General features: G+C 68.1%; 10 protein-coding genes. 6 read left to right on the forward strand and 4 right to left on the reverse strand.

Annotation, left to right across the window (positions count from 1 at the left end; genetic code table 11):
- Nucleotide 1: 1 nt before the first annotated feature.
- The 4 genes from boxA to AC57B8_RS20950 form a co-directional block, all read right to left on the reverse strand.
- Nucleotides 2–1,282 carry a benzoyl-CoA 2,3-epoxidase subunit BoxA gene (gene boxA, locus AC57B8_RS20935; RefSeq protein ID WP_495304412.1) on the reverse strand — a complete coding sequence of 427 codons (1,281 nt, stop codon included), beginning with the start codon at nucleotides 1,280–1,282 and terminating at the stop codon, nucleotides 2–4.
- A gap of 50 nt (nucleotides 1,283–1,332) precedes the next feature.
- Nucleotides 1,333–2,760 (reverse strand): benzoyl-CoA 2,3-epoxidase subunit BoxB, encoded by a 1,428-nt coding sequence (gene boxB / locus AC57B8_RS20940; RefSeq protein ID WP_062470322.1) that lies wholly within the window; start codon nucleotides 2,758–2,760, stop codon nucleotides 1,333–1,335.
- Between the two features lie 34 nt (nucleotides 2,761–2,794).
- Nucleotides 2,795–4,468 carry a 2,3-epoxybenzoyl-CoA dihydrolase gene (gene boxC, locus AC57B8_RS20945; protein WP_496480668.1) on the reverse strand — a complete coding sequence of 558 codons (1,674 nt, stop codon included), beginning with the start codon at nucleotides 4,466–4,468 and terminating at the stop codon, nucleotides 2,795–2,797.
- Between the two features lie 458 nt (nucleotides 4,469–4,926).
- Nucleotides 4,927–5,871, reverse strand: coding sequence for a helix-turn-helix transcriptional regulator (locus AC57B8_RS20950; RefSeq protein WP_062470316.1), 945 nt, complete (start codon nucleotides 5,869–5,871; stop codon nucleotides 4,927–4,929).
- A gap of 168 nt (nucleotides 5,872–6,039) precedes the next feature.
- On the opposite strand from AC57B8_RS20950, the gene AC57B8_RS20955 reads away from it, so the two are divergent.
- The 6 genes from AC57B8_RS20955 (at nucleotide 6,040) to AC57B8_RS20980 (ending at nucleotide 12,638) form a co-directional block, all read left to right on the forward strand.
- Nucleotides 6,040–6,534, forward strand: a complete 495-nt coding sequence (locus AC57B8_RS20955; protein ID WP_307582583.1) for a 4-hydroxylaminobenzoate lyase — start codon at nucleotides 6,040–6,042, stop codon at nucleotides 6,532–6,534.
- The gene (locus AC57B8_RS20960) at nucleotides 6,531–8,081 is read left to right on the forward strand and encodes a 3,4-dehydroadipyl-CoA semialdehyde dehydrogenase (RefSeq protein WP_496480669.1); all 1,551 of its coding nucleotides are present in this window, start codon (nucleotides 6,531–6,533) and stop codon (nucleotides 8,079–8,081) included. Before AC57B8_RS20955 ends, AC57B8_RS20960 begins: the two co-directional genes overlap by 4 nt.
- Before the next feature lie 30 nt (nucleotides 8,082–8,111).
- Nucleotides 8,112–9,665 (forward strand): benzoate-CoA ligase family protein, encoded by a 1,554-nt coding sequence (locus AC57B8_RS20965; protein WP_496480670.1) that lies wholly within the window; start codon nucleotides 8,112–8,114, stop codon nucleotides 9,663–9,665.
- Entirely contained in the window at nucleotides 9,662–10,486 is an 825-nt protein-coding gene (locus AC57B8_RS20970) for an alpha/beta fold hydrolase (RefSeq protein WP_496480671.1), read from the forward strand. Before AC57B8_RS20965 ends, AC57B8_RS20970 begins: the two co-directional genes overlap by 4 nt.
- Nucleotides 10,483–11,658: an ABC transporter substrate-binding protein gene (locus AC57B8_RS20975; RefSeq protein WP_139703460.1), complete on the forward strand. Its 1,176-nt coding sequence runs from the start codon at nucleotides 10,483–10,485 to the stop codon at nucleotides 11,656–11,658. The genes AC57B8_RS20970 and AC57B8_RS20975 overlap by 4 nt, the downstream gene beginning before the upstream one ends.
- 107 nt (nucleotides 11,659–11,765) lie before the next feature.
- A complete protein-coding gene (locus AC57B8_RS20980; RefSeq protein WP_062470301.1) occupies nucleotides 11,766–12,638 on the forward strand; it encodes a branched-chain amino acid ABC transporter permease in 873 nt (290 codons plus the stop codon).
- Nucleotides 12,639–12,653: the final 15 nt, after the last annotated feature.

The raw sequence follows: 12,653 nt of genomic DNA on the forward strand, positions 1-12,653 counted from the left end.
CTTAGTACGTTTCGAGGTGCAGGCGGCCTTCGCGCTTGAGTTGCGCACCCACGGTGTCCCAGTCGAGCCCCGCTTCCTTCGCCACGTCGCGCAGTGCAAGCACCACGCCCTCTTCCATGCTCTTGAGGCCGCACACGTAGAAGTGGCTGGCGCCGTCTTTCAGCAGCGCGGCCAGGTCGGCGGCGCGTTCGCGCATCAGGTCCTGCACGTAGCGCTTAGGTTGGCCCGGCGTGCGCGAGAACGCGAAGTTGATGTCGATGAAGTCTTTCGGCAGCGACTGCAGCGGGCCGAAGTACGGCAGCTCCTGCTGCGTGCGCGCGCCGAAGAACAGCATGAGCTTGCCGCCTTCGAACTTGCCGCTCTTGCGCAGGCGGCGGCGCCATTCGGTCATGGCGCGCATGGGCGCGCTGCCGGTGCCGGTGCAGATCATCACGATGTGCGACTTGGGGTGGTTCGGCATCAGGAACGAGGCGCCGAAGGGCCCCACCACCTGCACGGTGTCGCCCACCTTGAGGTCGCACACGTAGTTGGAGCACACGCCGCGCACCGGATCGCCCTCGTGGTCCTCGGTGACGCGCTTCACGGTGAGCGAGACGTTGTTGTAGCCGGGCCGCTCGCCGTTGCGCGGGCTGGCCACCGAATACTGGCGCGCATGGTGGCGCTTGCCGATGGCGTCGACGCCCGGGGGCACGATGCCGATCGACTGGCCCTCGAGCACGGGGAACGGCACCACGCCGAAGTCGAGCACGATGTGGTGGGTCTCGCTGTCGAAGCCGGCCTCGGTGCAGTTGAAGTTGCCCACCACGGTGGCGGTGGTCGGCGTCTTCGGCGGAAAGAGGTTGGTGTAGGCGTGCGCGGCCGACCAGGGCGGCACGCTGGCGCCGTACTGCGCGGAGTTGAAGGCGGGCTCGGTGCCCTGCACGGCGGCCTGGGCCTGCGTCTGAGCGGGCACTTCCGCGGCCGAAGCGGCTGCGCCGGACACGCCCGCGGCTTCGAGTTCTTCAGGCGACAGCTCGGCGGGAAGTTCTTCCCACGTGAGCTGTTCTTCGATGGTGTACGCACGCACCAGCGGCATGGTGCGCCAGTTGTCGATCGAGCCCGTGGGGCACGGCGAGATGCAGGCCATGCAGCCATTGCAGACGTCCGCACGAACGACGTAGTTGTTGTCGTCGTGCGTGATCGCATTCACGGGGCAGGTCGCCTCGCAGGTGTTGCAGCGGATGCAGATCTCGGGGTCGATCAGGTGCTGCTTGATGACCCCGGCTTCAACGACCATGTCCATGTTGTTCTCCATGCCCTCGCCGTGGGGACGAGGGCTTCATATCCAGACGCTCAGCCGAAACGCACGTATTCAAAGTCCACCGGCTGGCGGTTGATGCCCATCACCGGCGGCGAGATCCAGCCTGCGAACTTGCCCGGCTCGATCACGCGGCCCATCAACGATGCCACGAAAGCGAAGTCTTCGGAACTCGGCAGCCATTCGTCGCGCTTGGCGGCCCATTCGATGTCGTTCACCACGCGGCCCTCGGGCGACATCTTGATGCCGGCGAGGGCGCCGATCTGGCGGTTGAAGGCCTTGTGCGGCACGACCAGGCGGGTGGGAATGCCGGCCTTCTCGAGCACCTTGTTCCAGCGGCCGACGCCGGCCACCGAGTCCTTGATGAAGTCGTCGCGCAGCACTTCGTTCAGGGCGTTGAGCATCGGCACGTCCTTCTCGACGAGCTGGCCGTCCTTCACCTCGAGCACCTTGTAGGTCTGGCCCTTGAGCACGTGGTCGTCGTCGCGCTTGCCTTCTTCGTAGCGGCCCTTCAGGCCCGAGCTGTAGAAGATGGCGGCGTTGCTCGACTGGTCGGCGCCGAACAGGTCGATGGTCACCGAGTAGTGGAAGTTCAGGTAGCGCTGGATGGTGCCCAGGTCGATGCAGCCGGCGGCGCGGATCTTCTGCGCGTCGTCGGTCTTGAGCTCGTTCATCACCTGCGCGGTGCGCGCGATGACGCGCGACACGCCGCTCTCGCCCACGAACATGTGGTGCGCCTCTTCGGTCAGCATGAACTTCGTGGTGCGCGCCAGCGGGTCGAACGCGCTCTCGGCCAGCGCGGCCAGCTGGAACTTGCCGTCGCGGTCGGTGAAGTAGGTGAACATGAAGAACGCGAGCCAGTCGGGCGTCTTCTCGTTGAAGGCGCCCAGGATGCGCGGGTTGTTGGCGTCGCCCGAGGTGCGCTGCAGCAGCGCGTCGGCCTCTTCGCGGCCGTCGCGGCCGAAGTGCTTCTGCAGCAGGTAGACCATGGCCCACAGGTGGCGGCCTTCTTCGACGTTGATCTGGAACAGGTTGCGCAGGTCGTACATCGACGGCGCCGTGAGGCCCAGGTGGCGCTGCTGCTCGACCGACGCGGGCTCGGTGTCGCCCTGCGTGACGATGATGCGGCGCAGGTTGGCGCGGTGTTCGCCGGGCACGTCCTGCCAGACCTTCTCGCCCTTGTGGTCGCCGAAGTGCACTTCGCGGTTGGCGTCGCCCGGGTTCAGGAAGATGCCCCAGCGGTAGTCGCGCATCTTCACGTGGCCGAACTGCGCCCAGCCCTGCGGGTCGACGCTCACGGCGGTGCGCAGGTACACCTCGTGGTTGGTCGAGCCTTCGGGGCCCACGTCGTCCCACCAGTTGATGAAGTTGGGCTGCCAGCCTTCGAGCGCGCGCTGCAGCGTGCGGTCTTCGCCGAGGTTGACGTTGTTGGGGATCTTCTCGCTGTAGTTGATCGTGCTCATCGTTGTTCCTTGGGTTGTGCGGACTGCTCTGTGCTCAAACGCGGTTCAGGTCGAAGCCGGCTTTCTGGCCGGTGCCGTAGACCTTCAAGGCGCCCTTTTCGCCGACGGCGTTGGGGCGGTTGAAGATCCAGTTCTGCCAGGCCGTGAGGCGGCCGAAGATGCGGGTGGCCATGTTCTCCTTGCTCGCGAAGCGCAGGTTGGCTTCGAGGCCGGTGAGTGCGTCGGGCGACATGGCGGCGCGCTCTTCGATGGCGATGCGGATCTCGTCGTCCCAGTCGATGTCGTCGGGTGCGGCGGTGACGAGGCCGAGCTTGACGGCCTCGTCGGCGTCGAGCGCCTGGCCGGCGGCGGCGCGCGCGGCTTCAAGCGGTGCGGCCTCTTCGTAGAAGCGGCGCTGCAGGCGGCTCTGGTCGTTCACCATCGGGAAGAAGCCGAAGTTGAATTCGTTGAGCGTGAGCTTCGGTGCGCGCGCGGCGTCGTCGGGCAGCGCGAGCATGTAGGTGCGGTCGGCCGCGAAGGCCAGTTCGGCCAGCATGCCGGCGAAGCACGAGCCGGCCTCGACCAGCGCGAACAGGCTGCGCGACGACACGTCCAGGCGCGCCAGCGTGCGGCGCAGCGCGCCGATGGTTTCGCGCACCAGCCAGTGGTCCTTGTTGGCGAACATCACGGCGTCGGAGGCGAGCACGGCGGCGGCATCGCCTTCGGTCTTGAGCAGCCAGGTGCCGACGTCGAGTTCGTTGGTGCGCAGGTTGAGGATGGCGTCGTCGAGCTCGCGGCACACGGCCAGCGGCCACCAGGCGGCGCCTGCGGCTTCGATGGCGGCGATGTCGGCCGGCTGCGCGCCGGTGGGTGCCTTCACGGTGATCGTCGCGGTGCGCTTGCTGCGGTCGATCTGCACATTGACGTTGGCATACGCGATGCCGTCGGCGCTGTCGGTGCGTTCGACGCGGGTCAGGGCCACGCCCTTGGCGCCGGCGGGGCGGTCGCTGCCGGCGGCGAGTTGGGTGGCGCGTTCCTGCACGGCGGCGGGGAACTGCGCGGGCTTGGCCACGGCATCGACCAGGCGCCAGTCGACCGCGCGCTGGCCGCGCACGCCTTCGACGCTGGTGCAGAAGATGTCGGCGAGGTCGTGGCGCACGTGGCGCTTGTCGGTCACGCGGGTCAGGCCGCCGGTGCCGGGCAGCACGCCGAGCAGGGGCACTTCGGGCAGCGAGACGGACGAGGAGCGGTCGTCGACCAGCAAAATTTCGTCGCAGGCCAGTGCCAGTTCGTAGCCGCCGCCGGCGCAGGCGCCGTTCACGGCCGCGAGGAACTTCAGGCCCGAGTGCTTCGAGGTGTCTTCCATGCCGTTGCGCGTCTCGTTGGTGAACTTGCAGAAGTTCACCTTCCAGGCGTGGCTGGAAACGCCCAGCATGAAGATGTTGGCGCCCGAACAGAAGATGCGGTCCTTGCCGCTGGTGACGATCACGCTGCGCACTTCGGGGTGCTCGAAGCGGATGCGGTTGAGCGCGTCGTTCAGCTCGATGTCCACGCCCAGGTCGTAGCTGTTGAGCTTGAGCTTGTAGCCGGGGCGGATGCCGCCGTCTTCCGCGATGTCGAGCGTGAGGCGCGCAATGGCGCCGTCGAAGCTCAGCGACCAGTGGCGGTACTGGGCGGGTTCGATGCGGTAGTCGACGCGCTGGGGCGCCTGGAGCGTGGTGTCGGTCATGCGGAAGTCTCCTGTGGGGCTGTGTTCAGAAAACCGTGAACAGGAATAATAGTGCACTTCCTTGTTCCGATGACATGCATCATGCTGCATGCAAACAGGCAAGTCAATGCCTGTTGTGCTTTTTTTCAGATTTCTGGATAGGGCAGGGCTTGTGCGGGGCGCACGACGGATCGGGGGGTGTGCGCAGGACACCGGGTACTTCCCTCCGCGAATGTCCCCCGGGCTTCGCCCTCCTCCTTAATTTCGCTGCGGGAAGCACCCAGTGCCCTGCGCACGGGGCACGCGGTCGGGTCATGGCCGATCAACCACCGCACTGCCCACGCTCACGCCGATGGGGTGCCTTGCGCAGCGAAATTAAGGAGGAGGCCGCAGGCCGGGGGACATTCGCGGAGCAAGGTACCCCGTCGGCGGGAGCGTCGCCCTGAACAGCGAGCGCCCTAACGCCAGCAGCCAGAAACTCAGGCCAGCCCCATCGACTGCCGAGCAACCGCGCGCAAGGCCTGGAAGCTCTGCGGCAACGTCTTCCCACTGGTATCGACCGACAGATCGGCCTTCGAATAGAAAGCGGCGCGCCCGTTCAGGATGCGGCGCAGGTCTTCCATGGCCTCCTTGCTGGCGGCCATCGGGCGGGTGTCGCCCTGCGCGGCCACGCGGCCCATGTGCTCCTCGGGCGCGGCCTGCAGCCACACGGTGGTGCAGTGGGCGAGCAGCTCGTTGAAGGTGGCCGGGTCGGACACGATGCCGCCGGGCGTGGCAATGACCACCTCGCTGTAGATCTGCACCGCCTCTTCCAGCGCGCGGCGCTCGTAGCGGCGGTAGGCGTTGGTGCCGTACAGGTCGTGGATTTCGCGCACGCTGCAGCCCGCGAGCTTCTCGATCTCGCGGCTCAGCTCGATGAATGGAATTTCGAGGTCCTCGGCCAGCATCTGCCCCAGCGTCGACTTGCCCGCGCCGCGCAGCCCCACGAGCGCGATGCGCCGGTGCCGCGCCGGGTCGACCGAAGCCGTGCCCAGCATCTCGCCGAGCGCCACGCGCACGCGGCGCAGGTCGGCCTCGCTGCGGTGCTCCAGCAGTTCGCGGATCAGCAGCCACTCGGGCGAGCTGGTCGTCACGTCGCCCACCAGCTCGGCCAGCGAGCAGTGCAGCGCCCCGGCCACCTGCTGCAGCACCAGGATCGATGCGTTGCCGATGCCGTATTCCAGGTTCGCCAGGTGGCGCTCCGACACGTCGGCCGACAGGGCCACCGCCTTGCGCGTGAGGCCGCGCTGCGCGCGCAGGTTGCGCACGCGGTCGCCCAGTGCCACCAGCAATGGGTTCTTGGCCTCCCCGGCCACGGCGGCGCCGTGGTTGCCGGTGCCGCCCTCGGGCGCGGTGGCCAGCACCGCGTCTACATGCTCGTTCATGCCATTCCTCGTTCTTCGCCGGGATTGTGCGCGCTCAGGGTAAACACCATAGATGCACTATATTGCTTGACACCTGTTGTCTCGCTGCTTATTGTTCGATCACACGCAAGATACTGCACACGCAGACTTCCTGCAAGAAGACGATAGTTCATCCGTTCGAGGCCCACGATGTCCGACACCCCCACGCCCGCCACCGGCAAGGCGGCATTTCACCAGCTGATCGCCGACCTGACCGCCGAGATCGCCGGCCAGCCGCTGGACGCCACGCTCGACCAGTGGCTCAACGCCACCCACGGCGCCGGCAGCGCCCGTTTTGCACAACTGCGCCAGGCCTGCATCGGCGGCGTCGCCGAAGGCTGGCTGTGCGACCGCGAAGGCGGCGGCATCAAGTACGGCCGCGTCTTCAAGGCCGAAGACGCGCTGCACCGCTTCTCGGTCGACGTGGTCGACATGCAGGACCTCGCCGGCCCGCACCACACGCACCCGAACGGCGAGATCGACCTGATCATGCCGCTGGACGACACCCCCGCCGCCACCTTCGACGGACGGCCCGCGGGCTGGTGCGTCTACGGGCCCGGCACCGCACACCGCCCGACCGTGGCCCAGGGCCGCGCACTCGTCCTCTACCTGCTGCCCGAGGGGCAGATCAAGTTCACCGCATGACCGACCTTCTTTCCAACCACGTCGCCGGCCGCTGGCAAAGCGGCACGGGCGCCGGCACGCCCCTGTTCGACCCGGTGCTCGGCACCGAACTCGCGCGCGTCGACGCCACCGGCCTCGACCTGCCCGAGGCCTTTGCCTTCGCCCGCGACCAGGGCGGCCGCGCGCTGCGCGCCCTCACCTACCGCCAGCGCGCCGGGTTGCTCACCGCCGTCGTGAAGGTGCTGCAGGCGAACCGCGATGCGTACTACGAGATCGCCACCGCGAACTGCGGCACGGTGAAGAACGACTCGGCGGTCGACATCGACGGCGCGATCTTCACGCTCGGCCAGTACGCCAAGTGGGGCGATGCACTCGGCGACGTGCGCGCGCTGCGCGATGGCGAGGCCGTGAAGCTCGGCAAGGAGCCGGTGTTCCAGTCGCAGCACCTGCAGGTGCCGACGCACGGCGTGGCGCTGTTCATCAACGCCTTCAACTTCCCCTCGTGGGGCCTGTGGGAAAAGGCCGCGCCCGCGCTGCTGTCGGGCGTGCCCGTGATCGTCAAGCCCGCCACGGCCACCGCCTGGCTCACGCAGCGCATGGTGAAAGACGTGGTCGATGCGGGCGTGCTGCCGGCCGGCGCGCTGTCGGTCATCTGCGGCAGCTCGGCCGGCCTGATGGACCAACTGCAGCCCTTCGACGTGGTCTCGTTCACCGGCTCGGCCGAGACGGCCGCCATCATCCGTTCGCACCCGGCCGTGGCCGAGCGTTCGGTGCGCGTGAACATCGAGGCCGACAGCCTCAACAGCGCCCTGCTGCTGCCCGGCGCCGCGCCCGGCAGCGAGGCCTTCAACCTGCTCGTGCGCGAAGTGGTGCGCGAAATGACGGTCAAGTCGGGCCAGAAGTGCACCGCCATCCGCCGCATCCTGGTGCCGGCCGAGGTGTACGACGCCGCCGCCGAAGCCATCGGCGCCAAGCTCGCGGGCGTCACGGTCGGCAACCCGCGCAACGAGGGCGTGCGCATGGGCTCGCTCGTGAGCCGCGCGCAGCTGAACGCGGTGCGCGATGGCCTCGACGCCCTGGCCGCTCAGACCACCGTGCTGCACGACGGCCGCAACAAGCCCCTCATCGACGCCGACCCCACCGTGGCCGCCTGCATCGGCCCCGTGCTGCTGGGCGCGCGCGACGCCGATGCGGCGCAGCGCGTGCACGACGTGGAGGTGTTCGGCCCGGTCGCCACGCTGCTGCCCTACAACGACCTGGCGCACGGCATCGCGCTCGCGCACCGGGGCCAGGGTTCGCTCGTCACCTCGCTGTACGGCAGCGACGATGCCGCGCTGGCCCAGGCCGCGCTGTCGGTCGCGCCGAGCCACGGGCGCGTGCACGTCATCACGCCCGAGGTGGCGCAGGCCCACACCGGCCACGGCAACGTGATGCCGATGTCGCTGCACGGCGGCCCCGGCCGCGCGGGCGGCGGCGCCGAACTGGGCGGCCTGCGCGCGCTCGATTTCTATCACCGCAGGAGCGCGGTGCAGGCGAGCCCCGGCGTGCTCGCCGCCCTCGGCCTCTAGCGCCACGCACAGGCCCCAAGGAGACACACGATGAACAGCAGCCTGCCCGCACGATTCAACTTTGCCGAACACCTGTTCGCCCTCAACCGCGGCCGCGCCGAACGCACCGCCTACATCGACGACCGCGGCACGCTGGGCTACGGCCAGCTCGAAGACCGCGCGCGCCGCCTGGCCGCCGCGCTGAAGGCCGCGGGCATCCGCCGCGAAGAGCGCGTGCTGCTGCTCATGCTCGACGGCAACGACTGGCCCGTGAGCTTCCTGGGGTGCCTGTACGCGGGCATCGTGCCCGTGGCCGTGAACACGCTGCTCACGCCCGACGACTACGCCTACATGCTCGACCACAGCCGCGCTCAGGCGGTGCTGGTGTCGGGCGCGCTGCTGCCGACCTTGCAAGATGCGATGGCGCGCGGCGGCCATGAAGTGCAGACGCTGTTCGTGTCGCAACCGACGGGCGCATTGCCCCAAGGCGCGCAGGAGTTCGAAGCTGCGCTCGCCGCCGCCGAGCCCCTGCCCGCACCCGCGCCCACCGCGTCGGACGACCCGGGCTTCTGGCTCTATTCCTCCGGCTCCACCGGCAAGCCCAAGGGCACGGTGCACACACACGCCAACCTGTGGTGGACCGCCGAGCTCTACGGCAAGCCCGTGCTCGGCCTCACCGAAGGCGACGTGTGCTTCTCGGCCGCCAAGATGTACTTCGCGTACGGCCTGGGCAATGCGCTGACCTTCCCGCTGTCGGTGGGCGCCACCGTGGTGCTGATGGCCGAGCGCCCCACGCCCGACGCCACCTTCCGCCGCTGGACCGAGCACAAGCCCACCGTGTTCTTCGGCGCGCCCACCGGCTTCGCGGGCATGCTCGCCTCGCCGAAGCTGCCCGCGCGCGAGGCCGTGGCGCTGCGCATGTGCTCGTCGGCCGGCGAGGCGCTGCCCGGCGAGATCGCGCAGCGCTTCAAGGCGCACTTCGGCTGCGAGATCATCGACGGCATCGGCTCGACCGAGATGCTGCACATCTTCATCTCCAACCGCCCCGGCGACGTGCGCTACGGCACCACGGGCAAGCCGGTGGACGGCTATGAGGTCGAGCTGCGCGGCGAAGACGGCCGCCCCGTGCCCGACGGCGAGGTGGGCGACCTGTACATCCGCGGCCCGAGCTCGGCACTGATGTACTGGTGCAACCGCGAGAAATCGCGCGACACCTTCCAGGGCGGCTGGACCAAGAGCGGCGACAAGTACACGCGCGACGCCGACGGCTACTTCACCTACGCGGGCCGCAGCGACGACATGCTGAAGGTCAGCGGCATCTACGTCTCACCCTTCGAGGTCGAGGCCACGCTGATGCAGCACCCCGCCGTGCTCGAGGCCGCCGTCATCGGCAAGGACGACGCCGACGGGCTCACGAAGACCAAGGCCTTCGTGGTGCTGAAAGACGGCGCCGCCGCCACCGAGGACGAGCTCAAGGCCTTCGTGAAGGAGCGCCTGGCGCCCTACAAGTACCCGCGCTTCCTGGAGTTCGTGAGCGAGCTGCCGAAGACGGCCACCGGCAAGATCCAGCGCTTCCGGCTGCGCGAACGCGAGAAGCAGGCATGAGCACGCCCACGGTTGCCACCGACTTCGCCACCATCGACTGGCGCGGGCGCACCGTGCGCATCGAGTGCCGGTGGATCGCCCCCGAACGCGGCGCCGACACCCCGCTCATCGTGTTCCTGCACGAGGGCCTGGGCTCCGTCGCGATGTGGAAGGACTTTCCCGCCCAAGTGTGCGAGGCCGCCGGCGCGCGCGGGCTCGTGTTCTCGCGCCCCGGCTACGGGCGCTCCACGCCGCGCGCCGAGGACGAGATCTGGGACGTCGACTTCATGCACCGCCAGGCGCACGAGGTGCTGCCCGCGCTGTTCGCCGCGCTGAAGCTCGGCGACGAGAAGCCGTGGCTCTTCGGCCACAGCGACGGCGGCTCGATCTCGCTGCTGTACGCCTCGCGCTTCTCGGACAAGGTCGCGGGCCTCGTGGTGCTCGCGCCGCACATCTTCGTGGAAGACAAGACCGTCGCGAACATCGAGATCGCGCGCACCGCCTACCGCAGCACCGACCTGCCCGCCAAGCTCGGCCGCTACCACGACAGCGCCGACTCGGCCTTCTGGGGCTGGAACCGCATCTGGCTGCACCCGCCCTTTCGCGACTGGAACATCGAGGCCGAGCTGGCCACCATCCGCTGCCCCCTGCTCGCGGTGCAGGGCATCGACGACGCGTACGGCACGCTCGCGCAGATCCGCGACATCGCACCGCGCGTCGGTGGGATTTGCGAGCTGCTCGAAATCCCTGAATGCGGGCATTCCCCGCATCGCGATCAGCCGGATCGTGTCATCGTCGCGACCGCTTCTTTCATCACCAACAACAGGAGACAGACACCATGACGAACCTTCGCACCGCGCGCCTGGCGCTCACGGCCATCGCCCTCGCCGCCCTGGCCTCCGCGGCCGGCGCACAGGGCACGGCAAAGCTCAAGGTCGGCCTCATGCTGCCCTACAGCGGTACCTACACCGCCCTGGGCGTGGCCATTGAAAACGGCTTCAAGCTCTACGTGGAACAGCAAGGCGGCAAGCTGGCCGGCCGCGAGATCGAATACTTCAAGGTCGACGACGAGTCCGACCCCGCCAAGGCCACCGACAACGTCAACAAGCTCATCAAGCGCGACAACGTCGACGTGATCGTGGGTACCGTGCACTCGGGCGTGGCGATGGCCATGGCCAAGGCCGCCAAGGAAAGCGGCACCGTGCTCATCGTGCCGAACGCCGGCGCCGACGCGGTGACGGGCCCCATGTGCGCGCCCAACATCTTCCGCAGCTCGTTCAGCAACTGGCAGCCGGCTTTCGCCATGGGCGAGGTGGCGGCCAAGCAGCAGGGCAAGAAGAAGGTCATGACCATCACCTGGAAGTACGCGGCCGGTGAAGAGTCGGTCAACGGCTTCAAGGAAGGCTTCGAGAAGAACGGCGGCAAGGTCGACAAGCAACTCACCCTGCCCTTCCCCAACGTGGAGTTCCAGGCCCTGCTGACCGAGATCGCCGCGGCCAAGCCCGATGCGGTGTACGCCTTCTTCGCGGGCGGCGGCGCGGTGAAGTTCGTCAAGGACTACCAGGCCGCCGGCCTGAACAAGACCATCCCGCTGTACGGCCCCGGCTTCCTGACCGACGGCACGCTCGACGCGCAAGGCGAATCGGCGCAAGGCATGCTCACCACGCTGCACTACGCCGACGGCCTGAACACCCCGCGCGACAACGCCTTCCGCGTGGCCTATGCCAAGTCGTTCAAGCTGCAGCCCGACGTGTACGCGGTGCAGGGCTACGACGCCGCGCAGATGCTGGGCGTGGGCCTGAATGCCACCAAGGGCGACATCTCGAAGAAGGCCGAGTTCACGGGCGCGATCGAGAAGGCGAAGATCGACAGCCCGCGCGGCACCTTCACGGTGAGCAAGTCGCACAACCCGGTGCAGGACATCTACCTGCGAAAGGTCGAGGGCAAGGAAAACAAGCTGGTGAGCACCGCGATCAAGGGTCTCTCGGACCCGGCTCGCGGCTGCCGGATGTAAGCAGCGGGCCCCAAGCCCCAGCGTTCGTCTCGTTCCCTCGCGGCCCCTGACCGAGTCACGGGGTTGCGAGCCGCCTTGCGGCAACCACACTCAACTGGGATCACACGGTGGATTTCGGAACCTTCTTGGTGCAGTGCCTGAACTCCGTTCAGTACGGCCTGCTGCTCTTTCTCGTGGCCTCGGGGCTGACGCTGATCTTCGGGATCATGGGCGTCATCAACCTCGCCCACGGGAGCTTCTACATGATCGGCGCCTACATGGCGTTCTCGCTGGCGCCGCTGTTCGGCGACCAGTTTCTGCTGATGCTGGTGGCCGGCGTGGTGCTGGCCGCGATCTTCGGCTACGTGCTGGAGTGGGCCTTCTTCAGCTACCTCTACCAGCGCGACCACCTGCAGCAGGTGCTCATGACCTACGGGCTCATCCTGGTGTTCGAGGAGCTGCGCTCCATCTTCGTGGGCAACGACGTGCACGGCGTGAAGGTGCCCGCGTGGCTGGACGGCAGCTTCGCGCTGGGCAACGTCATGAGCTACCCGTGGTATCGCCTGTTTGCCTCGGCCGCCTGCATCGTGCTGGCCGTGGGCCTGTACTACGTGGTGAACCGCACGCGCCTGGGCATGATGATCCGCGCCGGCGCCAGCAACCGCGACATGGTGCGCGGCCTGGGCATCGACGTGAAGCGGCTGTACCGCATCGTGTTCGCGGCCGGCGTGGCGCTGGCGGCGCTGGCCGGCATGATCGCCGCGCCGATGTCCTCGGTGTACCCCAACATGGGGGCGAGCGTGCTCATCATCTGCTTCGTGCTGGTGGTGATCGGCGGCATCGGCTCGATCACGGGGGCGCTCGTCGCCTCGCTGCTGGTGGGCTTCGTCGACACCTTCGGCAAGGTGTTCTTCGCCGACCTGGCGGGCATCGGCATCTACCTGCTGATGGCCATCGTGCTGATCTGGAAGCCCGAAGGCTTGATGGGGAGGCGGCCATGAGCCCGGTGGTTGCAT

It is taken from the genome of Variovorax sp. BGA-UO-ETr-C22 (assembly GCF_059567965.1).